The 20,754-nt window shown below is 62.8% G+C and carries 25 protein-coding genes; 10 read left to right on the top strand and 15 right to left on the bottom strand.

Translation table 11 applies throughout. The features are described from left to right. Positions 1-155: 155 nt before the first annotated feature. From EOA13_RS02925 to EOA13_RS02900, 5 genes are all read right to left on the bottom strand, one after another. The gene (locus EOA13_RS02925; protein ID WP_127289558.1) at positions 156-452 is read right to left on the bottom strand and encodes an HPr family phosphocarrier protein; all 297 of its coding nucleotides are present in this window, start codon (positions 450-452) and stop codon (positions 156-158) included. Then, entirely contained in the window at positions 449-850 is a 402-nt protein-coding gene (locus tag EOA13_RS02920) for a PTS sugar transporter subunit IIA (RefSeq protein ID WP_010912939.1), read from the bottom strand. Before EOA13_RS02920 ends, EOA13_RS02925 begins: the two co-directional genes overlap by 4 nt. Before the next feature lie 164 nt (positions 851-1,014). Further along, a complete protein-coding gene (locus tag EOA13_RS02910) occupies positions 1,015-1,488 on the bottom strand; it encodes an HPr kinase/phosphorylase (RefSeq protein WP_127289556.1) in 474 nt (157 codons plus the stop codon). A 4-nt stretch (positions 1,489-1,492) separates the two neighbouring features. Further along, on the bottom strand, positions 1,493-3,277 hold the full coding sequence (locus tag EOA13_RS02905; protein ID WP_127289554.1) for a sensor histidine kinase: 1,785 nt from the start codon (positions 3,275-3,277) through the stop codon (positions 1,493-1,495). Between the two features lie 20 nt (positions 3,278-3,297). Then, positions 3,298-3,999 carry a response regulator transcription factor gene (locus tag EOA13_RS02900; RefSeq protein WP_013528337.1) on the bottom strand — a complete coding sequence of 234 codons (702 nt, stop codon included), beginning with the start codon at positions 3,997-3,999 and terminating at the stop codon, positions 3,298-3,300. A gap of 342 nt (positions 4,000-4,341) precedes the next feature. Between EOA13_RS02900 and EOA13_RS02895 the strand changes: the two genes are divergently transcribed. From EOA13_RS02895 to EOA13_RS02880, 4 genes are all read left to right on the top strand, one after another. Beyond that, on the top strand, positions 4,342-5,952 hold the full coding sequence (locus tag EOA13_RS02895) for a phosphoenolpyruvate carboxykinase (protein WP_127289552.1): 1,611 nt from the start codon (positions 4,342-4,344) through the stop codon (positions 5,950-5,952). 85 nt (positions 5,953-6,037) lie between these two features. Further along, positions 6,038-6,475, top strand: coding sequence for an alternative ribosome rescue aminoacyl-tRNA hydrolase ArfB (gene arfB, locus EOA13_RS02890; protein WP_127289550.1), 438 nt, complete (start codon positions 6,038-6,040; stop codon positions 6,473-6,475). 89 nt (positions 6,476-6,564) lie between these two features. After that, positions 6,565-7,038: a peptidoglycan-binding protein LysM gene (gene lysM, locus EOA13_RS02885; protein ID WP_127289548.1), complete on the top strand. Its 474-nt coding sequence runs from the start codon at positions 6,565-6,567 to the stop codon at positions 7,036-7,038. 164 nt (positions 7,039-7,202) lie between these two features. Next, the gene (locus EOA13_RS02880) at positions 7,203-7,847 is read left to right on the top strand and encodes an alpha-ketoglutarate-dependent dioxygenase AlkB (protein ID WP_127289546.1); all 645 of its coding nucleotides are present in this window, start codon (positions 7,203-7,205) and stop codon (positions 7,845-7,847) included. Here the strand turns inward: EOA13_RS02880 and coaA are convergent. The 9 genes from coaA to hisB all read right to left on the bottom strand — a co-directional run bounded on the left by coaA (position 7,834) and on the right by hisB (position 13,619). Next, positions 7,834-8,793, bottom strand: a complete 960-nt coding sequence (gene coaA / locus EOA13_RS02875) for a type I pantothenate kinase (protein WP_027039969.1) — start codon at positions 8,791-8,793, stop codon at positions 7,834-7,836. The two genes, EOA13_RS02880 and coaA, sit on opposite strands and share 14 nt — an antisense overlap. Before the next feature lie 24 nt (positions 8,794-8,817). After that, complete coding sequence (locus EOA13_RS02870; protein WP_127289544.1) at positions 8,818-9,141, bottom strand: phosphoribosyl-ATP diphosphatase; 324 nt, start codon at positions 9,139-9,141, stop codon at positions 8,818-8,820. 70 nt (positions 9,142-9,211) lie between these two features. Next, on the bottom strand, positions 9,212-10,006 hold the full coding sequence (gene hisF / locus EOA13_RS02865) for an imidazole glycerol phosphate synthase subunit HisF (protein WP_164779973.1): 795 nt from the start codon (positions 10,004-10,006) through the stop codon (positions 9,212-9,214). Then, entirely contained in the window at positions 10,003-10,839 is an 837-nt protein-coding gene (locus EOA13_RS02860; protein ID WP_127289540.1) for an arginase family protein, read from the bottom strand. The genes hisF and EOA13_RS02860 overlap by 4 nt, the downstream gene beginning before the upstream one ends. Next, entirely contained in the window at positions 10,836-11,585 is a 750-nt protein-coding gene (gene hisA, locus EOA13_RS02855) for a 1-(5-phosphoribosyl)-5-[(5-phosphoribosylamino)methylideneamino]imidazole-4-carboxamide isomerase (RefSeq protein ID WP_127289538.1), read from the bottom strand. The genes EOA13_RS02860 and hisA overlap by 4 nt, the downstream gene beginning before the upstream one ends. Positions 11,586-11,589: 4 nt before the next feature. Continuing rightward, the gene (locus tag EOA13_RS02850) at positions 11,590-11,880 is read right to left on the bottom strand and encodes a DUF1330 domain-containing protein (protein WP_127289536.1); all 291 of its coding nucleotides are present in this window, start codon (positions 11,878-11,880) and stop codon (positions 11,590-11,592) included. Between the two features lie 6 nt (positions 11,881-11,886). Continuing rightward, complete coding sequence (hisH, locus tag EOA13_RS02845) at positions 11,887-12,537, bottom strand: imidazole glycerol phosphate synthase subunit HisH (RefSeq protein WP_127289534.1); 651 nt, start codon at positions 12,535-12,537, stop codon at positions 11,887-11,889. A gap of 1 nt (position 12,538) precedes the next feature. Continuing rightward, positions 12,539-13,015, bottom strand: a complete 477-nt coding sequence (locus EOA13_RS02840; protein ID WP_027039976.1) for a DUF2628 domain-containing protein — start codon at positions 13,013-13,015, stop codon at positions 12,539-12,541. 4 nt (positions 13,016-13,019) lie between these two features. Continuing rightward, on the bottom strand, positions 13,020-13,619 hold the full coding sequence (gene hisB / locus EOA13_RS02835) for an imidazoleglycerol-phosphate dehydratase HisB (RefSeq protein ID WP_127289532.1): 600 nt from the start codon (positions 13,617-13,619) through the stop codon (positions 13,020-13,022). A 242-nt stretch (positions 13,620-13,861) separates the two neighbouring features. On the opposite strand from hisB, the gene hslV reads away from it, so the two are divergent. The 6 genes from hslV (at position 13,862) to EOA13_RS02805 (ending at position 19,316) form a co-directional block, all read left to right on the top strand. Then, a complete protein-coding gene (hslV, locus tag EOA13_RS02830) occupies positions 13,862-14,413 on the top strand; it encodes an ATP-dependent protease subunit HslV (RefSeq protein ID WP_127289530.1) in 552 nt (183 codons plus the stop codon). A 71-nt stretch (positions 14,414-14,484) separates the two neighbouring features. Beyond that, positions 14,485-14,997 (top strand): GNAT family N-acetyltransferase, encoded by a 513-nt coding sequence (locus EOA13_RS02825; RefSeq protein ID WP_127289528.1) that lies wholly within the window; start codon positions 14,485-14,487, stop codon positions 14,995-14,997. Continuing rightward, positions 14,994-16,154: a hypothetical protein gene (locus EOA13_RS02820; RefSeq protein WP_127289526.1), complete on the top strand. Its 1,161-nt coding sequence runs from the start codon at positions 14,994-14,996 to the stop codon at positions 16,152-16,154. Before EOA13_RS02825 ends, EOA13_RS02820 begins: the two co-directional genes overlap by 4 nt. Before the next feature lie 52 nt (positions 16,155-16,206). Continuing rightward, on the top strand, positions 16,207-16,806 hold the full coding sequence (locus tag EOA13_RS02815; RefSeq protein WP_127289524.1) for a DUF2585 domain-containing protein: 600 nt from the start codon (positions 16,207-16,209) through the stop codon (positions 16,804-16,806). Positions 16,807-16,810: 4 nt separating this feature from the next. Further along, positions 16,811-18,124: an ATP-dependent protease ATPase subunit HslU gene (gene hslU / locus EOA13_RS02810; RefSeq protein WP_127289522.1), complete on the top strand. Its 1,314-nt coding sequence runs from the start codon at positions 16,811-16,813 to the stop codon at positions 18,122-18,124. Between the two features lie 232 nt (positions 18,125-18,356). Further along, a complete protein-coding gene (locus EOA13_RS02805; protein WP_127289520.1) occupies positions 18,357-19,316 on the top strand; it encodes a DUF1402 family protein in 960 nt (319 codons plus the stop codon). 245 nt (positions 19,317-19,561) lie between these two features. Here EOA13_RS02805 and EOA13_RS02795 read toward each other — a convergent pair. Further along, positions 19,562-20,754, bottom strand: a 1,193-nt coding sequence (locus EOA13_RS02795; protein WP_245490292.1) for an FAD-dependent oxidoreductase, incomplete at its 5' end; no start/stop codon positions are given.

Raw genomic sequence — 20,754 nt, 5'->3', positions numbered from 1 at the left:
AATGTTGTGCTTGCGAATTTGTTGCGGATGCGCCCGCGCCGGTCGGCGCGTCGAAGGGCGCGAATTGCCGGCCTGACTAGCAGATCGGAGCAAGGACGACAATGGGATATAAAGAAATCTTTATCCCTGCATGTCTCTCAGACACGCATCTGCACTCAGCATTCCTCGCCAAAGCGGGACGCCACCAGCTGCTCCAGGGCGTCGATGACCTGCCGGGCCTCCGGCCCGCTGGCGGTGACGCGGATCGAATAGCCGGGGCTTGCCGCCAGCATCATCAGGCCCATGATCGAGGTGCCGCCGACCTTGACGCCATCCTTCTCGACATGCACCGAGGCATCGAAGCCGCTGGCCAGCTGGACGAACTTCGCCGAAGCGCGCGCATGAAGGCCACGTTGGTTGATGATGGGAAAATCCCGGACAATTTGTTCTTTTTCCGGGGACAGCGCGGTCATTTGCTGCTCAGGAGCTGGCTGGCGACGTTGATGTATTTGCGGCCGGCGGCCTGAGCCTCATCGAGCGCGGCGGCCATATTGTCGCCCTTGCGGATCGAGGAGAGCTTGATCAGCATCGGCAGGTTCATGCCGGCGATCACCTCGGTGCGGCCGGATTCCATCACCGAGATGGCAAGGTTGGAGGGCGTGCCGCCGAACATGTCGGTCAGCACGATGACGCCCGCCCCGGTATCGACACGGGCAACAGCGTCGACGATGTCGCGGCGACGCTGCTCCATATCGTCGTCGGCACCGATCGCCACGGTTTCGAAATTGTCTTGTGGCCCGACGACATGTTCGACGGCATGTCGGAACTCGGTGGCCAGTTGACCGTGCGTTACAAGCACGAGTCCGATCATTCTTTGGTGGCTCCCGTCATCGCCGCTTCACAGGCGCATTTTATGCTCGCCAGCCAATCCAGGCGGCGGGAGCGCTATCTTGTCGACGCACGGCCCGTTGACAAGCCCAAAATTGCGCAGGCACATGCCATTTTGACGCATTGCAGCAAAAAACCCGGAACGGATCATAGAAAAGGCGCGATCGACAGCCGCGCCATCACGACCGGCAAGACCGCTGGGACATTGCGTTCGACCACGTCGACCCGCGGCACCAGACAGCCCGCGATGCTGCTTGCGGCATCCTCCTGGAAGCGCACCGCTTCGCCGGCCGGCACCAGGCGGACATGGAGGTCGACGAGGCCTGCCGGCTCGAATGGCAGAGGTCGGGGGCCGAGCCCCGGCACCTCGACGAGCCCTTCTATGGCGACGGGAGCGCGGCACAGCAGCCGCCCGGCATGCGCCTCGACGAAGAGCTGATCGTCGCCGACGAGCCGCGAGAACAGGCCGCGATGGCGACAATGGTCGATGAGCGCCAGCGCCAGCGTCGTCTTGCCCGAGCCGGAGGCTCCGGTGACGAGAATGCCGCGCTCGCCGATCAAAACCATTGTCGCGTGAATGTTTTCAGGCTGCACGGCTGGACCAAGCGTGGTGGAATTCATGCTCTCAGCCTTCGGCCGGCAACGTCACCACAAAGCGTGCGCCCTTGATCTCGCCGGGCTTGGTGCCGGGGATGTTCTCGGCGGTCAGCGTGCCGCCATGGGCCTCGACGATCTGCCTGGAGATCGACAGGCCAAGGCCCGAATTCTGGCCGAACGCCTCGCCGGCCGGCCGGTCCGTGTAGAAGCGCTCGAAGATGCGGTCGATGTTGTCGGCCCGGATGCCGGGACCATTGTCGTCGACGGTGACGATGTTGAACTTGCCGGCGCGCGTCAGCGACAGGCTGATGTGGCCATGATCCTCGGGAACGAAGGAGCGGGCGTTCTCGATCAAATTGGTGATGACCTGGCCGATGCGCAGATCATGCCCGACGACGACGTAGCCTTTGACGCCTTGCGGCAGTTTGGCGGCCTTGAACTCGATTTCGACCGCCTTCTTGTTGCGCGTGGCTTCGCGCGAAACGGCGACGAGATCGGTGATGAATTTCTTCAGGTCGACCGTCCCGGCATCTTCACGCGCGAGCTCCGCGTCCAGGCGCGATGCGTCGGAAATATCGGTGATGAGCCGGTCCAGCCGCCTGACATCGTGCTGGATGATATCCATCAGCCGGCCGCGCGAATCGTCGTTCTTGGCCAGCGGCAAGGTTTCCACCGCGCTGCGCAGCGACGTCAGCGGGTTCTTCAACTCGTGAGAGACATCGGCCGCGAAGCTTTCGATCGCCTCGATGCGGGCGTAGAGCGCGTTGGTCATGTCGCGTATGGCGATCGACAGATTGCCGATCTCGTCCTGACGGTCGGAAAAGTCGGGGATCTCTTCACGGCTCTTGACGCCGCGCCGCACCCGAACCGCCGCCGCCGACAGCCGGCGCAGCGGATTGGCGATGGTGGAGGCGAGCAGCATCGACAGGATGGCGGTGACAAGGGCCGCGATGCCGAAGACGCGCAGGATCGCCTTGCGCTCGGCGGCGACGATCTTGTCGATGTCGCCGCCTTCGGTCGACAGCATCAGCACGCCCAGGACGGCACGAAAGCGCTGGATCGGCACCGCCACCGAAACGATCTGCTCGCCCTGTTCCGAGACGCGCACGATGGTCGACGGGCTGCCGGTGAGTGCCTTGACCACTTCCGGGAAAGCGGCGCCATTGCCGCCCGGCTGCTCGTGATAGACCGGCAGCTCGGTGTTGCGGAAGAAGTCGAAGACGAATTTCTGGATGCGCTCGACAAGATCGGGCTCTTCCTCTTCAACCGGCGGCAGGTCGTAGCGCAGGATCTGGCCGCGCGAATAGAGGTGGCGCGAATCGAGCAGCAGATTGGCGTCGCGGTCATAGATGCGTGCGCGGGTCCTGGTCGGCGAGATCAGCCTTCTCAGCACCGGCGCGACCCGCTCCGGGTTGATCGGGAAGTCGAGATTGTCGAGTTGGTCGGAGCCGGGTCCCAGGCTTTCGCCGGCCTGCAGCTCAAGCAGCTTTTCCGGGTCGATGCTGATCGAATCCGTCTCGACGGTCGCCGACGCGGCAATGGCGCCGGCGATGATCTCGCCCTGGGTCATCAGGCTTTCGACGCGGGCGTCGATCAGTCCGTCGCGGAAGGTGTTGAGATAGAGGATGCCGGTCACCAGGACGGCGAGGCCGGCAAGGTTGAGGAACAGGATACGCCGCGTCAGGCTGGAAAAGATATGATGGCCAAGGAAGCGGCGCATCGGCACCGTGATCTTCGAGACGAAGGACGGCATGATCCGGGACGGCCGCCTGGAGGCGCCCGCCGGTCTTGTTCGCTGTGTTTCCACTGCCATCGAATAGCAGGCCCTGCTACTTACGCTTCGCGGAACCGGTATCCGACTCCGTAAAGGGTTTCGATCATCTCGAAGTCGTCGTCGACGGCTTTGAACTTCTTGCGCAGCCGCTTGATGTGGCTGTCGATGGTGCGATCGTCGACATAGACCTGTTCATCATAAGCCGAATCCATCAGCGCATCACGGCTTTTCACGACGCCGGGACGCTGCGCCAGCGAATGCAGGATCAGGAACTCGGTGACGGTGAGCGTCACCGGCTCGCCTTTCCAGGTGCAGGTGTGGCGCTCCTGGTCCATGACGAGCTGGCCGCGCTCGAGCGAGCGGGCCTGCTGGCTTGGCGTCTTGGCGGCAGCCTCGCGGGCACTGGCGCGGCGCAGCACGGCGCGCACGCGCTCGACCAGCAGGCGCTGTGAGAAGGGTTTGCGGATGAAGTCGTCGGCGCCCATCTTGAGACCGAACAACTCGTCGATCTCATCGTCCTTGGAGGTCAGGAAGATCACCGGCAGGTCGGACTTCTGGCGCATCCGGCGGAGCAGTTCCATGCCGTCCATGCGCGGCATCTTGATGTCGAGGATGGCAAGGTTCGGCGGGCGTGCCGCCAGGCCTTCCAGCGCTGACGCACCATCCGTGTAGGTCTCGACGCGATACCCCTCGGATTCCAGGGCGATCGACACCGATGTCAGAATGTTGCGGTCGTCATCGACAAGCGCGATTGTTGCCATTTCAAGCGGCTCCCTCATGAGCTGTCCCTTCTGTCGTAGAGAAGGGGCTTTTGCAGGACAAATTAGGTACAAAATGTGGCATAGGCCTTGTCCGCTGTCACGCGCGGCATGCCGGCGGCCACAATCCTACCTCGACATGGATTGGACGAACGTACATCGCCAATCCTTTGGCAACCGCGAAACTTTTTGCACATATAAACGATTTAAACAACTTTCAAAATATTTAAATCGATTAATGATTTGATATCATTTGGCTTTTCTGGTTCTGACCATCTCAGCCCGCGTAGTGGGCGTGCCGGAAACGTGCCGGCAAAGATGCGGCAAATCCAAGAGGGACACTCGATGTCGGAAGTCGGCAAACGCAATTCCGCCTGCGCGATCGATCATATCGGCCTGAAAACCACCGGCGTGGTGCGCTATAATTTCGGTGCGGCTGCCCTTTATGAGGAATCGATCCGGCGCGGCGAGGCCCGCTTGACCGCCCATGGCGCGCTGGTCGCCGAGACCGGCCAGCACACCGGCCGCTCGCCCAAGGACAAGTTCGTCGTCCGCAACGGTGACACCGAACCACATGTCTGGTGGGAGAACAACAAGGCGATCTCGCCGGCCCAGTTCGACACGCTGCTCGCCGATTTCCAGGCGCATGCCGCGGACAAGGATCTCTACGTCCAGGACCTGATCGGCGGCGCCGATGAGGAGCTGAAGCTGCCCACCAGGGTGATCACCGAATTTGCCTGGCACTCGCTGTTCATCCGCAATCTGCTCATTCGTCCCGGTGCCACCGAACTCGAGCAGTTCGTGCCCGAGATGACGATCATCGACCTGCCGTCCTTCCGCGCCGATCCCCTCCGTCACGGCAGCCGCACCGAAACGGTGATCACCGTCGATCTTTCGCGCAAGATCGTGCTGATCGGCGGCACCTCCTATGCCGGCGAGATGAAGAAGTCGGTGTTCACCATGCTCAACTATCTCCTGCCGGCGAAAGGCGTGATGCCGATGCATTGCTCGGCCAATGAGGGTGCGGCCGGCGACGCCGCCATCTTCTTCGGCCTGTCGGGCACCGGCAAGACGACGCTCTCGGCCGATCCCTCGCGCACGTTGATCGGCGACGACGAGCATGGCTGGGGGCCGCACGGCATCTTCAATTTCGAAGGCGGCTGCTACGCCAAGACGATCAAGCTGTCGGCGGAAGCCGAGCCGGAAATCTTCGCCACCACGCAGCGCTTCGGCACGGTGCTGGAAAATGTCGTGCTCGACGCCGATGGCGTGCCGGATTTCAACGACGGAAGGCTGACCGAAAACACGCGCTGCGCCTACCCGCTGGATTTCATCCCCAACGCCAGCAAGACCGGACGCGCCAATCATCCAAACAACATCATCATGCTGACCGCCGACGCCTTCGGCGTGATGCCGCCGATCGCCCGACTGACGCCGGCGCAGGCGATGTATCATTTCCTCTCCGGTTACACCGCCAAGGTGGCGGGAACCGAAAAGGGCGTGACCGAGCCCGAAGCGACGTTTTCGACCTGTTTCGGTGCCCCGTTCATGCCGCGCCATCCATCGGAATACGGCAATCTGCTGCGCGAGCTGATCGCCCGCCATGGCGCCGATTGCTGGCTGGTCAACACCGGCTGGACCGGTGGCGCCTACGGCACCGGCAAGCGTATGCCGATCAAGGCGACGCGGGCCTTGCTTGCCGCCGCACTCGACGGCTCGCTGAAGACGGCCGAGTTCCGCACCGACCCTCATTTCGGTTTCGAGGTGCCGGTGGCGGTTCGGGGCGTCGACAGCGCCATTCTCGACCCGCGCTCAACCTGGGCTGACAAGGCCGGTTATGACCTGCAGGCGGCAAGACTGGTCGGCATGTTCGCCGTCAACTTCGAGAAATTCGAAAGCCATGTCGACGCCGTGGTGCTGGGTGCGGCGCCGCGCATGCAGGAAGCGGCGGAGTAATCGCGCCACAGGGTTCAGCTTTCGTTGAAAGGCCCGGTTTCGATCGGGCCTTTTCTTTTTCGATCCGTCGCGCCATGACTGCGGCATGGCGAGCGACGAAAATATCTTCATATCAGGCGATGCGGTGATCCATCCGGGGGACCTGCACGAGGATTTCATCCGCTCGTCCGGTCCCGGCGGTCAGAACGTCAACAAGGTGGCGACGGCGGTGCAACTGCGCTTCGACGCGGCCAACGCAACGGGTCTGTCGGAGCGCGTGCGCGAGCGGACGATCAAGCTTGCCGGCCAGCGTGCCACCAAGGACGGCGTCATCGTCATCGAGGCAGGCCGCTTCCGCACCCAGGAACAGAACCGGGCGGATGCGCGGGCACGGCTGACGGCATTGGTCGCCAAGGCCGCCGAACCGCCACCGCCGCCGCGCAAGAAGACACGGCCGTCGAAGGGTGCCGTGGAACGGCGGCTGAAGAGCAAGGCCGGGCGCGGCACGATCAAGAAGCTGCGCGGCCGGGTGGAGAACGATTAAGCACCACACCAATCACGCGCACAAAACGACTTCCCATTTTGGACCGCAGATGCAAGGTTCACCATTGCCATTAGCAAGGGAGACCAAGGATGGGCATGTTCGATTTCGTCAAGAGCGTCGGCAAGAAACTGGGCATCGGCGGCGACGAAGAAGCCGCACCCACGGCCGACACACTCAAGAAGGAGCTCGATTCGCACAAGCTCGGCACCGATGGCGTCGAGGTCGTCGTCACGGGCGATACGGCGGTGCTGAAGGGCGTGGTCAAGGACCAGTCGATCTTCGAGAAGGCGGTCATCGCCGTCGGCAACACGCTCGGCGTCTCCAAGGTGCAGGCGGACGAATTGCAGGTCGCGCCAGCGTCTGGCACGGCCGCCGCCCCGGCCAAGGAGCCCACCTTTTACACGGTGAAGAAGGGCGACAATCTCTGGAAGATCGCCGAGAAAAGCTACGGCAAGGGCCAAGGCGTCAAGAACACGGTCATATTCGAGGCCAACAAGCCGATGCTGACCCATCCCGACAAGATCTATCCGGGCCAGGTGCTGCGCATCCCAGATCTCGCCTGATCGGCGGCTGCCAATTTGTGAAGAGCAATTCCAGGAAAAGTGTGAAACGGTTTTCCGTCCGGAATTGTGCCAAACAAAGAGTTAGAGCGGCGGCTTTCGGGTCGCCGTTTTCATTTGATCGTGGCATTTTACGGTTCCGAACCATCCAAGAGGTAACCGAATCCGTGCTCGTCTTGCCCAAAGGCGTCCGCCACATGCCGGCCTACCTGTCGCGCAGCGCGCAGGAAGAGCTGGTCGACGAGGTGAGACGGATCGTGCAGCAGGCGCCGCTGTTCGTGCCGGCCATGCCGCGCACCGGCAAGGAGATGAGCGTGCGTATGAGCAATTGCGGGCCGCTGGGCTGGGTCACCGACAAGGAGCACGGCTATCGTTACCAGCCGGCGCATCCGGTAACCGGGACGCCTTGGCCGCCGATTCCGGATGCGCTGCTCGAGCTGTGGCGCGAGGTCTCGGGCTATCCGCACCCCCCGGAAGCATGCCTGATCAATTTCTACACCGCGGATGCGAAGATGGGCCTGCATCAGGACCGCGATGAGGCCGATTTTTCGGCGCCGGTGGTCTCCGTCTCACTCGGCGACGATTGCCTGTTCCGTGTAGGCCAAGCGACACGCAAAGGGGCTATGCGTGATGGCGCCACCAAGTCGTTCAGGCTGCAAAGTGGTGACGTCGTGGTGCTCGGCGGCGAGGGGCGGCTGTGCTTTCACGGCGTCGATCGGATCTATCCCTCGACCTCGGCACTGCTGAAAAACGGTGGGCGGATCAATCTGACATTGCGGCGGGTGACGAAGCCGGCCGTCACAGCTTCCTGAGCGCCACTTCCTCGATCAGGTGGTCGGCGCCCTTGCGCAGGATCAAGTCGGCGCGAGCCCGCGTCGGCAGGATGTTCTCGCGGAGATTCTTCAAATTGATGTTGGTCCACAGGCCTTCGGCGATGGCGCGCGCCGAACCCTCCGACAGCTGCGAGTAGCGGTGAAAGAAGGAGTCCGGGTTGCGGAAGGCGGTCTCACGCAGCCGCATGAAGCGGGAAATGTACCAGTTGTGGATCAGCTTCTCGTCGGCATCGATGTAGATGGCGAAGTCGAAGAAGTCCGACAGAAAAGGCACGATCTTGCCGTCCTGCGGCAGCTTGCCGGGCTGCAGGACATTGATGCCTTCGAAGATCAATATGTCGGGCCGGTCGATGGTGACGAACTCGCCGGGAATGACGTCATAGGTCAGGTGCGAATAGACAGGGGCGCGGACATCGGGCAGCGCCGACTTGATGCCCGACAGGAAGCGCAGCAGCGCGCCGACATCGTAGCTGTCGGGAAAACCCTTGCGCTCCATCAGGTTCTCGCGCCGCAGCACCTCGTTGGGCAGCAAAAAACCGTCGGTGGTGATGAGATCCACCTTGGGGCTCGACGGCCAGCGCGCCAAAAGCTCCTTCAGCACGCGTGCGGTGGTCGATTTGCCGACCGCGACCGAACCGGCGATGCCGATGATGAAGGGTGTCTTGACCACGTCGACCGCGTTGAAGAAGGCCTGGCGTTGCCGAAACAGCAGCTGGCTCGCTTCGACATGCGCAGACAGCAGCCGCGACAGCGACAGATAGATGCGCGTGACCTCTTCGAGATCGACCGGATCGTTGAGCGAGCGCAGGCGGCGAAATTCGTCCGCGCTCAGCGTCAGCGGCGTGTCGGCACGGAATTGCGACCATTGATCGGCGGAGAAGAAACGAAAGGGGGAATATTTCTCGGTCGGCGCGAGCTGATCCATCGAGATACCTGCCCTTCCTCGCGGTCAGCCCTTGGGCCGTGACGCCTTCTCGGCGATGCCCGAACGCCGGGTGCGGCCTTCGAGCTCCTTGAGCACGTCGCTCAGCGAAACCCCGGAGAGGCCGAGAACGACGAGCCAATGATACATAAGATCGGCACTTTCCGAAACGAGGGCCTGTTTGTCGCCCTTGACGGCGGCAATCACGGTCTCGACCGCCTCCTCGCCGAGCTTCTGCGCCGCCTTGTCGATGCCGCGCGCGAACAATTTTGCCGTCCATGAGTCCGGGTCGCCGGAATGGGCGCGTTCCCTGATGGTTTCTTCAAGATCTGACAGCGAAAACTCAGCCATGGCGTCATCTATCTGCTTGTTTAAGCATGATCTTTTCCGAAAACCGGTTCCCACTTTTCGGGATCATGATTTAGGGCCGATTATTCACAGAGTCCAGCCGCATCGGCAGCCCCGCGGCGGCCATATGCGCCTTGGCCTGCGCTATCGTGTAGGTGCCGAAATGGAAGATGGACGCGGCCAGCACCGCGCCGGCATGGCCGTCGCGAATGCCTTCGACCATGTGGTCGAGCGTGCCGACACCGCCGGAAGCGATCACCGGCGCGCGCACGGCGTCTGATATCGCGCGGGTCAGCGCGATGTCGTAGCCGGCCTTGGTGCCGTCCCGATCCATCGAGGTCAGCAATATCTCGCCGGCGCCGCGATCGACCATTTTCCGCGCGAACTCGACCGCGTCGATGCCGGTCTTTTCGCGGCCGCCATGGGTGAAGATCTCCCAGCGGTCGGCCTCACCGGTGCCCGACACCTTCTTGGCGTCGATGGCGACGACGATGCACTGGTTGCCGAACTTGTCGGCGGCCTCAGCGACGAAATCCGGGTTCTTCACCGCCGCCGTGTTGATCGATACCTTGTCGGCGCCGGCCAGCAGCAGCTTCCGGATGTCGGCGACCTGGCGCACGCCGCCGCCGACGGTCAGCGGCATGAAGCATTGTTCGGCGGTGCGGGCGACGATGTCGAAGATGGTCTCGCGATTGTCCGACGAAGCGGTGATGTCGAGAAAGCAGAGTTCGTCGGCGCCAGCCGCGTCATAGGCCTTGGCCGCCTCGACTGGATCGCCGGCGTCGATGAGATCGACGAAGTTGACGCCCTTGACGACGCGACCGTTCTTGACGTCGAGGCAGGGGATGACACGGGCTTTGAGCATCAGCGGCCCTCTATCGTGGCGATGAGATCGTTCAGCAACTGGCCAACCAGCGGCGGAACATCGGCTTGGGCGTCGAAGGCCGGGTCGTAGGCGGAGACGGTGATGCCGACGACCGGCACCGCAAGCGCCATGGCGCAAGTGGCGTCGCGCAGCTGTTCCGGGCTCGGGCCGCCCGAAGTGATATAGCGGTTGGCCTGCAGCTCCCGGGGATCGTGCACGTCCATATCGAGATGCATGTGCACGCGTCTGGCGCCGGCTATCTTCAGTCTTTCGGCCGCCTGCGCCACCCCGGAGCATTCCGTCCGCACGATCGGCAATGTCTCAAGCAGCCGCTTCTCGTCCGGATCGAGATCGCGGGCGTTGACGAGCACGCAGCGTGACGGATCGACCGGCTTGAAGCCGGGAATGGCCGACGCCATCGGCCGCCAGCACAGGCCGAGCACGGTCGCCAGCGCCATGCCGTCGAGAAAGCCGTATGTGGATGTCTCGGGCGTGTTGAGGTCGCCATGCTGGTCGGCCCAGATGATCGCATCGGCGTCCTCGCCGGCGACCGCGCCGGCGCTGGTCAGGCAGTTTCCCGCAAGGACGATGGGAAACCGACCGGCGTCACGGGCAAGGCGAACCTCGGCTGAAACCGCGTTGCAGACAGCAAAGCCGGTGGCGATCTCGCGCTCCTGGATGTCTCCGACCTTGCCGATGTCTTCCACCGTAACGTCATGGCCGGCCATGGTCAGGGCGTCGACGAGACCGCCTGATATCAGTGCGTCCGGGCCCTGGCCCATGCCGCCATGGTAGTGGCCGCTGTCATAGGACGCGAGGATAATGGAGATTTTCACGGTCGCGTCTCCGCCGCTGGCCGGCCCTGCAGGATCGCCAGCGCCTCCGTTGGATCGATGCGACCGTCATAGAGCGCGCGCCCGGAGATCGCGCCTTCGAGCTTTTGCGCATCGGGCATGGTCATGCGCACGATGTCGGTGACCGAGGCGAGGCCGCCGGAAGCGATCACCGGGATCGACACGGCATCAGCGAGGTCGATGGTGGCGTCCCAATTGATGCCGGTCAAAACGCCGTCGCGGTCGATGTCGGTGTAGATGATGGCGGCGACGCCGGCGCCCTCGAATTTCCTCGCCAGTTCGATGACGCCAAGGCTCGACGCCTCGGCCCAGCCCTCGACGGCGACCTTGCCGCCCTTGGCGTCGATGCCGACGGCGACCTTGCCCGGAAACGCCTTGCAGGCCTGCTTGACCAGGTCCGGGTCACGCACCGCCACCGTGCCCAGGATGACGCGGGCCAGCCCGCGATCGAGCCAATCCTCGATCTGCGCCAGCGTGCGGATGCCGCCGCCGAGCTGCACCGGGTTCTTCGTTGCCTTGAGGATGGCGCCGACCGCCGCACTGTTGACGCTCTGGCCCTGGAAGGCGCCGTTGAGGTCGACGACATGCAGCCATTCGAAGCCCTGTTGCTCGAAGGCCCGCGCCTGCGCGGCAGGATCGTCGTTGTAGATGGTCGCGGTGGCCATGTCGCCATGCCTGAGGCGCACGCACTGGCCGTCCTTGAGATCTATCGCCGGGAAAAGGATCATCCGTTCAGGCGCCTTCCACAATGGCGAAATGCGACGTCGAATAGAGGCGTCGGAATTTCAGCGCCGCCTGGTATTCGGGCGAATGGAAGCAGGCGAGTGCGACCGCGTAGCTCTCGAACTCGATGATGACATGGCGATTGCCCGACGGCCCTTCCGGGCTCGACGACTGACCGCCGCGGGTCAGGAATTTTGCGCCATATTTGTCGAAAGCCGCTTTGTTGGCGGCAATGTATAGCGGATAGTTTTCCGGATCGGTCACCTCGACCATCGCCATCCAGTAGCCCTTCTTGCTCATCGGTTTTCAGGGCCTCCAGCGCATGAAATTGGTGATCAGCGCCAGGCCGAGCGCCTGGCTCTTTTCCGGGTGGAACTGCGTGCCGACGAGATTGTCGCGGGCGACAGCCGCCGTCACCGGGCCGCCATAGTCGGCAACCGCCAGAACCTCGTCCGCCTTGCGCGCATCGAGATGATAGGAATGCACGAAATAGGCATGCAGCCCGCTTGCGCCAGTCGGAATGCCGGCAAACAGCGGATGCTGGCGCTTGAGCTCGATCGTGTTCCAGCCGATCTGCGGGATCTTCAGCGCCGGATCGGAAGGCATGATCTCCTTCACGTCGCCCGATATCCAGCCGAAGCCCTCGGTAATTGTCTTTTCGAGGCCGCGCTGCGACATCAGCTGCATGCCGACGCAGATGCCGAGGAACGGCCGGCCCTTGACGATCGCGACCTCCTCGACGGCTTCCCACATGCCTTCGACGGCCTGCAGGCCGGCCGCGCAGTCGGCATAGGCCCCGACGCCGGGCAGGACGATGCGATCGGCCGTGCCCACCCGCTCGGCATCCGCGGTCAGGTCGATATCGGCCGATATGCCGGCTTCGCGCGCGGCGCGCTCGAAAGCCTTGGTGGCCGAGCGCAAATTGCCCGAGCCGTAGTCGATGATCGCAACCCGCATGTCAGCTTCTTCCCGGAATGTGGGTCAGCCCCAGCGCCATGCCCGGCTGCGCTGGCCGCGCCAGGGCAGCATCGGGGACCATGCGCGGCGCCGGCACTACCTCATCGGCAAGCGCTTCCGCTTCCAGCGCATAGCGTGTGTCGGCGTCGTCGAGCCAACCGGCTTCGACCGCGCCCCATTCGTGCCAACCGCGCCGGCGAAGTGCCGCGATGCGCAGGCCTTGCCCTTCCAGTCCGACATAGAGCGAAACCAACAGTGACAGCAGCGAGCCGGCCAGACCAAGGCCGAGCTTCTGGCCCAGCATCGAAAGCAGGCCCATGACGACGAAGGCAAGCGCTGCCTCGATCCACAGCCGATGCCAGGCGAACCATAGCGGCGGCACCAGGAGGCCCAGCCAGGTGAAGCCATCGCGGACAAAGGCCGTTGCATCGGCCTTCTCGCTGCGGCCTGGCGGTTCCATCACGACATAGGTGGCCATGGCCTTATCCCTTCAACGATCCCTTGGTGGAGGGAACCGCATCCGGCTGGCGCGGATCGCGTTCGAGGGCAACGCGCAGCGCGCGCGCCACCGCCTTGAAGCAGGTCTCGGCGATGTGATGGTTGTTGGCGCCATAGTGATTGGTGACATGCAGCGTGATGCCGGCATTCTGCGCCAGCGCCTGGAAGAACTCGCGCACCAGCTCGGTGTCGAAAGTACCGATCTTCGGCGATGAGAAGGAAACGTTCCAGACCAGGAAGGGACGGCCGGACACGTCGATCGCGGCGCGCGTCAGCGTCTCGTCCATGGCAAGGTCGATCGAGGCATAACGCATAATGCCGCGCCGCTCGCCCAGTGCCTTGGCCAGCGCCTGGCCGAGCGCGATCCCGGTATCCTCGACCGTGTGATGATCGTCGATATGCAGGTCGCCCTTGGCCCTGACCGTCATGTCGATCAGGGAATGGCGCGAGAGTTGGTCCAGCATATGGTCGAAGAAGCCGACCCCCGTGGCGATATCCGACTTGCCGGAGCCGTCGACATGGACCGACACGGAGATGTCGGTTTCCTTGGTCTTGCGGCTTGCTTCGGCGGAACGGGGCGGCATCACTCTATCCTTGTCCCAGAGGTTCACATCGTGACCGGCTCAGAGGCTTCAAGCGCTCGCAGGCTTGAAAACGAAAGCCTTCTAGCAGCATGATCCGGCGATTGCCAGTTGCCTCTGACAGCGGTATCGGCCTTGCCAGAGAGCGATTTGCAATCACCGGCCCCATGCATACATATGGCCGATCAAAGTTACTCGTACCGCGCCAATCGCCTTATCGGGATGGCGCTGCTCGGAGCCAGTAAATGTCCAATGAACTGACCATGCACGCCACGACCATCGTGACGGTGCGCAAGGGCAACAAGGTGGTGATCGCCGGCGACGGCCAGGTCAGCCTTGGCCAGACCATCATGAAGGGCAACGCCAAAAAGGTGCGCCGCATCGGCAAGGGCGGCAATGTGATCGCCGGTTTCGCCGGCGCCACGGCCGACGCCTTCACGCTGCTGGAGCGGCTCGAAGCCAAGCTCGAACAATATCCCGACCAGCTGACGCGCGCCTGCGTCGAACTCGCCAAGGACTGGCGCACCGACCGCTATCTGCGCCGGCTCGAGGCGATGATGCTGGTGGCCGACAAGTCGGTCTCGCTGGCGCTGACCGGCACCGGTGACGTGCTCGAACCCGAATTTGGCGTGATGGCCATCGGTTCGGGCGGCAATTACGCGCTGGCTGCGGCCCGCGCGCTGATGGACAGCGACAAGGATGCCGAGGAGATCGCTCGCAAGGCGATGCAGATCGCATCCGATATCTGCGTCTATACCAACAACAATTTTGTCGTCGAAACGCTCGATGTCGGCTGAGCAGGCCGACCATGATCCCGAAAAGTGGAAACCGGCTTTCTCGGACGAACGGTTCCGTTCGTCCAGAGATCATGGCCGAACAACAAGATAGCTACGATTTTCGGCCGGTGACGGAGAAAGACCTGCCGATGATTGCAGGCTGGCTCGCCGAGCCGCATGTCGCCGAGTGGTGGGACGATCCGGAGACGGAAATCGCCGGCATTCGCGAGCACATCGATAGCATTTCCGTCGAGCCGCTGATCGTCGAGCTCGACGGCAAGCCGATAGCCTATCTGCAAAGCTACGATCCGCACCTGGAAGACGACCACCCCTATGCCGACCAGCCGTTCGGCACGCTCGGCATCGACGTGTCGATCGGCGTGCCGGAGCTGGTCGGGCGCGGCCATGGCTCGGCGATCATGCGCCAGTTCGTCGAACAGCTTTTCGAGGAAGGTGTTCCGCGCGTCATCATCGATCCGGATCCCGCCAATGTCAGGGCGATCCGTGCCTATGAAAAGGCTGGCTTTGTTGCTTTTGACACCAGAACATCGGAGTACGGGCCGGCCTTGATGATGGCGCGCGACGCGACGCAGGAGCCCAATTGATCAGCGCCGAAACCCTCGACAAGGCAGTCGCGAAAGGTTTGATCTCGCAGACCCTTCGCGATCAGTTGGAGGCCATGGAACGCACGGTCGCTCTCGCCCCCGAGGCGAGGAGCGCCGATGACGAGGGTGACGAGGAAAACCTGCGGCTGGTGGGCGGCGGCAACGATCTGTTTGTCACTGTCGGAACCGTCCTGCTCAGCGCCGGCTTCTTCTTTGTCCTGACCACCTTGCTTCCTGGCCAGACATTCTGGATCGCCGGCATCCTCGCGGTTTTCGCCTGGGGGCTCGCCGAAATCGTCACGCGTCAGCACCGGATGAAACTATCGTCGTCCGTGCTTGCCCTGATTTTCATGGCCGCCATTCTGGCCGCTCTGGCGCTACAAGTGGAGGCCAGCTTCGGCATACGCAAGCCGGAGACTGTCTGGCAGCTATTGGCGTTGCGGCAGACGGCGTCTCGGGCCGGATATCTGTTCCTGGGCGGAGGAATAATCGCGGCGGCGATCTATTTCTGGCGCTTTCGCGTCCCCATCATTGCCGGGGCTATCGCCATCGCCTTCACACTGCTTGCCTTCCTGCAAACGGCGATAATCCTGTATGACAGCGTGACAGCGGGTGCGATTGCGCCGCCGCGCCTCGAGGATGTTCCAGAACTGCTTCGCGCGGCACTTTACATGCCGCTGATCTGCGGCCTGATCGTGTTCGCAACGGGTGTAGCTTTTGACATTTACGATAGGGATCGACGCAAGATCTGGTCCGATTGCGCTTTCTGGCTGCATGTCGTCTCGGCGCCCATGCTGGTGCATCCGCTCTTCATCATGGCAACCGGCCAGAACGTCGTATTCGGACATATCGCGCCGGATGCCAATGCAACCATCATGCTGACGATCCTGATCCTTGGCTTCCTCTATGTCGCGCTTGCCATCGACCGCCGTTCGCTTCTGGTTCCGACATTGGCTTACTTCGGCTCGCTGGGCATCTATTATCTGGTGAATTCCGCCTCCGATTCGACGGGTATCCCGCCTTTTGCCTTGATCCTGGTCGTTGTTGGCGCGCTGATCATTCTGTTCGGGGCTGGCTGGCAGCGTATCCGGCGGATTGTGGTCAAACCCACCTTGCCGGCCGCCGTGATCCGCCGGCTACCGCCGCTGAAGGCGTGACAAGGCTTTGTGATGATCGAGACGGCGACGCGAAACGAGGGGGAATGAACCGATGACGACACCGGCCACGGAGAGCAGCTATTCGGCCTATGAAGACAGCTGGCGGATGGGGCTTCTGCTCGTCCTCGCCCTGATCATCTTCCAGGCCGGGGCGCTCTACGGCATGGGGCGAACGCCGATCTGCACCTGCGGCTACGTCAAGCTCTGGCATGGTGTCGTGAACAGTTCGGAGAATTCCCAGCACATTTCGGACTGGTATACGTTCTCGCACATCATCCACGGCTTCCTGTTCTATGCGCTGGCAAGATTCCTGTTCCCGCGTTCGCCGATCGGCTTGAGGCTGGCGTTCGCCGTCTTCATCGAAGGCGGCTGGGAGCTGCTCGAAAACAGCCCGTTCATCATCGAGCGCTACCGCGCCGGCACCATCTCGCTCGACTATTACGGCGACAGCATCATCAATTCGGTGTCCGACACACTGGCCATGGTGCTGGGATTTGTGATGGCGCGAAGGCTACCTATATGGGTGATCGTCAGCCTGGCCATCATCTTCGAACTCGGTACCGGCTATCTCATCCGGGACAATCTGACACTCAACGTGATCATGCTGCTGCATCCGTTCGAGGCCATCAAGCAGTGGCAAAGTGGAATTTAGTGATATGAGCACATTTTCTCCCCGCGAAATCGTTTCGGAACTCGACCGTTTCATCATTGGCCAGAAAGACGCCAAGCGCGCCGTGGCCATCGCCTTGCGCAACCGCTGGCGCCGCCAGCAGCTGGAGGGCCAGATGCGCGAAGAGGTGATGCCGAAGAACATCCTGATGATCGGGCCGACCGGCGTCGGCAAGACCGAGATTTCGCGCCGCCTGGCGCGGCTCGCCGGTGCGCCTTTCGTCAAGGTCGAGGCGACCAAGTTCACCGAGGTCGGCTATGTCGGCCGCGACGTCGAGCAGATCATCCGAGACCTGGTCGAGATCGCCATCGGCCTGGTGCGCGAGAAGATGCGCGAGGACGTCAAGGCACGCGCCCACGTCAACGCCGAGGAACGCGTGCTGGAAGCGCTGGTCGGCAAGACGGCGAGCCCGGCCACCCGCGATAGTTTCCGCAAGAAGCTGCGCGACGGCGAACTCGACGACAAGGAGATCGAGGTCGAGGTCGCCGACACCGGCGCTGGCGGCATGCCCGGCTTCGAAATCCCCGGTATGCCGGGCGCTAACATCGGCGTGCTGAACATCAACGACATGCTGTCGAAGGCGATGGGCGGCAAGAAGACCAAGATGCGCAAGACGACGGTGAAGGAATCCTACGACTTGCTGGTCAACGACGAGTCCGACAAGCTGCTCGACCAGGACGAGGTGGTGCGCCGGGCGCTCGATGCGACGGAGAATGACGGCATCGTCTTCCTCGACGAGATCGACAAGATCGCGTCGCGTGAAGGCGGCATGGGCGCCGGCGTTTCCCGCGAAGGCGTGCAGCGCGACCTGCTGCCGCTGATCGAAGGCACCACGGTGGCGACCAAATACGGACCGCTGAAGACCGACCACATCCTGTTCATCGCCTCGGGTGCGTTCCATGTGTCCAAGCCGTCAGACCTGTTGCCGGAATTGCAGGGCCGCCTGCCGATCCGGGTCGAGCTGCGGGCGCTGGAAAAGGACGATTTCGTCCGTATCCTGACCGAGACAGAGGCCAGCCTGATCAAGCAGTATATCGCTCTGATGAAGACCGAGGGCGTCGAGCTGACCTTCACCGACGACGCTATCGATTCGCTGGCCAGCATTGCCGTCGACCTCAACGCGAGCGTCGAGAACATCGGCGCAAGAAGACTGCAGACAGTGATGGAGCGGGTGCTGGACGAAATCTCCTACGACGCGCCCGACCGCAACGGGACCAGCGTCACCATCGACGCCGCCTATGTGGAAAAGCATGTCGGCGACCTGTCCAGGAATACCGACCTGTCGCGGTTCATCCTTTGAACGACGGCGCCGGAACGTTCCGGCGCCGGTCCAGGCAACATTTTCCGGCCAGCAAAATCATGTGTGGCCAGATGGTATCATCTGGCCAGCTTTCGTGGTGCCGGGTGAAGGGGCGCTCTCGACTCGACCAAGAGCTTTACCTAGTTTGCGCGGCAATTCTCGATCTCTTGGTTTGACGCAATTCCGGAAAACCGTTTCACACTTTTCCTGGAATTGCTTGGGCGGCGGGTGCATGAAAAAACTGATTCTGGTTATTCTCGGCTTGACGCTAGCGGCGACGCTGTTCGCCGCCGAGGCAGCGACATTGGTGCCGCCGGGAAATCGCAATGCCGTGCAGCCCGACATTCCCGGCGCCTCCAGCCGGCGCACGCAAGCGACCAGCACCAGCTTCCAGGCGAAGTATCGCAAGGTCTACGCCCTGCTGCAGAACGACGCCGAATTGCGCGGCAAGATCAAGAAGGCAGCAGCCACCTACGGCATCGATCCCCTGCACATCGTCGGTGCGATCGTCGGCGAGCACACCTACAATGTCGACGCCTATGACCGGCTGCAGACCTACTACGTCAAGGCGATCTCCTATCTCTCCAGCAAGCTGTCCTTCGCCTATGACGGCGAGGACATCACCGATTTCGTGCAACGGCCGGAATTCAAGAAATGCGCCGCAATGTCCGACAGCTATGATCTGTGGGAATGCCGCGAGCAGGTGTGGAACCGTTCGTTTCGCGGCAAGAGCGTCGGCGGGACGAGCTTTCCCGACGATCGTTTCGGCGCCACCTTCTTCCAGCCCTATTATGCCGGCCAGACCTTCGGCCTGGGTCAGCTCAATCCGCTGACCGCCCTGCAGATGAGCGATCTGGTGCACAAGGTTTCGGGCCTGCCGAAGCTCGACGTCGGCGACCCAAACTCGGTCTACAAGACCATCATGGATCCCGACCTGACGCTGCCTTACGTCGCGGCGACGATCCGGAAATCGATCGATGCCTACAAGAGCATTGCCGGCTTCGACATTTCGGGCAATCCCGGACTGACCGCCACGCTCTACAATGTCGGCAATCCGGAGCAGCGGGCCTATGCCTTGAAAGCTGAGAACGACAGGCGCCGCGCCGCCGGCGAGCCGGAAAAGCTGCCGGAAGAGAATTACTATGGCTGGCTGGTGAATGACAAATTGGCGGAGCTGAAGGCGCTGTTTTAGGGCGCGTTGCGGATTCAGCAGCGAACTCGCCGACGTTTGCGCCGCCCCTCATTGCCCTGCCGGGCATTTCTCCCCGTATAGAGACGGGGAGAAAGTAGCTGGCCGCGACCTCGGCGCCCTTCTTGCAATGCTGGTGACTGGCGAAACCGGCGATGATGGCCCCCTTCTCCCCGTCACTATACGGGGAGAAGATGCCGGCAGGCAGATGAGGGGCAGCGCCAACTTCCACAATCGGCACAGCGTTCCTACGCTGCCAGCAACGACTTCAGCTTGACGTCCTGCGATCCCAGTGCTTCCGGCGCCGGCTTCGCGCGCTTGCCGATCAGCATTTCGGCCAGCCTGATGTCGCGGGCGACCGCGTTGCCGGGGCCGATGCCGCTGGCCGCCACCAGCCTGCCGTCCTCGGCCAGATGGAAAAGGATGAAGGCGCCGTCGCCGAGGTCGCGGCGCACGGTGCTGCTGCCTTCGTCGGACAGCCCGGCGATCTGCAGGGACAGACCATATTGATCCGACCAGAACCATGGCACCGCCGCATGCTCCTCGCCGGCACCCAGCATGTTCCTCGCCGCCAGCGCGCCCTGTTCCTGGGCGTTGCGCCAGGCTTCCAGCCGTACGCGGCGGCCGCCATAGACGGCGAGCGGGAACGAGCAGCAATCGCCGGCGGCATAGATGTCGGGGTCGCTGCTGCGCAGCTCGGTATCGACAGCAATGCCGTTGTCGATCGCCAGACCGGCTTCGCCCGCAAGCCCGGTCACCGGCACGGCGCCGATGCCTATCACGGCAAGATCGGCTGATATCTCCTTTCCGCCGGCAAGTGTGATCCGCACCTCGTTGCCGTCGTCGGCGATGGACGCGATGCCGTCGCCGCACAGGATATCCACACCCTCGGCGACATGCGCGTCATGGATGATTTCGGCGATCTCCGCCGGCACGCCGCGCATCAGGATGCGCGGCTGCGCCTCGATAACGGTGACCGCGGCGCCCAGCTTGCGGGCCGCGGCCGCGAGTTCGAGACCGATGAAACCGCCGCCGATGATGGCGATACGGTTACCACGGTTGAGATGCGCGCGAATGGCGAGCGCGTCAGTGAAGGTTCTGAGATAGACGCAGCGCGGACCCAGCCCCGGCATCGGCAGCTTGCGCGGCGTCGAACCGGTTGCCAGCAGGAGCTTGTCGTAAGGCAGGACCGATCCGTCCGACAGGCGCACCGCATGCGCCGCGCGATCGATCGCCACGGCCTGGACGGAATGTATATGCCGGATCGATTTCTCGGCCAGAATTGCGTCGCTGGCGATCGCCTTGATCTCGGGCGCATCGCTGGCCATCGCCTCCTTGGACAGAGGCGGGCGCTCGTAGGGCAGATGCGGCTCGTCGCCGACCAGCGTCACTGGCCCCTGATAATCGAGGTCGCGCAGCGCCAATGCCGCGCGCCCGCCTC

The organism is Mesorhizobium sp. M7A.F.Ca.US.011.01.1.1 (genome assembly GCF_003998295.1).
Lineage (GTDB): Bacteria > Pseudomonadota > Alphaproteobacteria > Rhizobiales > Rhizobiaceae > Mesorhizobium.
The sequence above is the reverse complement of the archived record's forward strand: the minus strand, read 5'-3'. Positions and strand labels throughout refer to the sequence as shown.

Bases quoted from the DNA above. Each gene is read 5' to 3' on its own strand.
- EOA13_RS02925 (WP_127289558.1), bottom strand. From the start codon at position 452: ATGACCGCGCTGTCCCCGGAAAAAGAACAAATTGTCCGGGATTTTCCC.
- EOA13_RS02920 (WP_010912939.1), bottom strand. From the start codon at position 850: ATGATCGGACTCGTGCTTGTAACGCACGGTCAACTGGCCACCGAGTTC.
- EOA13_RS02910 (WP_127289556.1), bottom strand. From the start codon at position 1,488: ATGAATTCCACCACGCTTGGTCCAGCCGTGCAGCCTGAAAACATTCAC.
- EOA13_RS02905 (WP_127289554.1), bottom strand. From the start codon at position 3,277: ATGGCAGTGGAAACACAGCGAACAAGACCGGCGGGCGCCTCCAGGCGG.
- EOA13_RS02900 (WP_013528337.1), bottom strand. From the start codon at position 3,999: ATGGCAACAATCGCGCTTGTCGATGACGACCGCAACATTCTGACATCG.
- EOA13_RS02895 (WP_127289552.1), top strand. From the start codon at position 4,342: ATGTCGGAAGTCGGCAAACGCAATTCCGCCTGCGCGATCGATCATATC.
- arfB (WP_127289550.1), top strand. From the start codon at position 6,038: ATGGCGAGCGACGAAAATATCTTCATATCAGGCGATGCGGTGATCCAT.
- lysM (WP_127289548.1), top strand. From the start codon at position 6,565: ATGGGCATGTTCGATTTCGTCAAGAGCGTCGGCAAGAAACTGGGCATC.
- coaA (WP_027039969.1), bottom strand. From the start codon at position 8,793: ATGGATCAGCTCGCGCCGACCGAGAAATATTCCCCCTTTCGTTTCTTC.
- EOA13_RS02870 (WP_127289544.1), bottom strand. From the start codon at position 9,141: ATGGCTGAGTTTTCGCTGTCAGATCTTGAAGAAACCATCAGGGAACGC.
- hisA (WP_127289538.1), bottom strand. From the start codon at position 11,585: ATGATCCTTTTCCCGGCGATAGATCTCAAGGACGGCCAGTGCGTGCGC.
- EOA13_RS02850 (WP_127289536.1), bottom strand. From the start codon at position 11,880: ATGAGCAAGAAGGGCTACTGGATGGCGATGGTCGAGGTGACCGATCCG.
- hisH (WP_127289534.1), bottom strand. From the start codon at position 12,537: ATGCGGGTTGCGATCATCGACTACGGCTCGGGCAATTTGCGCTCGGCC.
- EOA13_RS02840 (WP_027039976.1), bottom strand. From the start codon at position 13,015: ATGGCCACCTATGTCGTGATGGAACCGCCAGGCCGCAGCGAGAAGGCC.
- hisB (WP_127289532.1), bottom strand. From the start codon at position 13,619: ATGCCGCCCCGTTCCGCCGAAGCAAGCCGCAAGACCAAGGAAACCGAC.
- hslV (WP_127289530.1), top strand. From the start codon at position 13,862: ATGTCCAATGAACTGACCATGCACGCCACGACCATCGTGACGGTGCGC.
- EOA13_RS02825 (WP_127289528.1), top strand. From the start codon at position 14,485: ATGGCCGAACAACAAGATAGCTACGATTTTCGGCCGGTGACGGAGAAA.
- EOA13_RS02815 (WP_127289524.1), top strand. From the start codon at position 16,207: ATGACGACACCGGCCACGGAGAGCAGCTATTCGGCCTATGAAGACAGC.
- hslU (WP_127289522.1), top strand. From the start codon at position 16,811: ATGAGCACATTTTCTCCCCGCGAAATCGTTTCGGAACTCGACCGTTTC.
- EOA13_RS02805 (WP_127289520.1), top strand. From the start codon at position 18,357: ATGAAAAAACTGATTCTGGTTATTCTCGGCTTGACGCTAGCGGCGACG.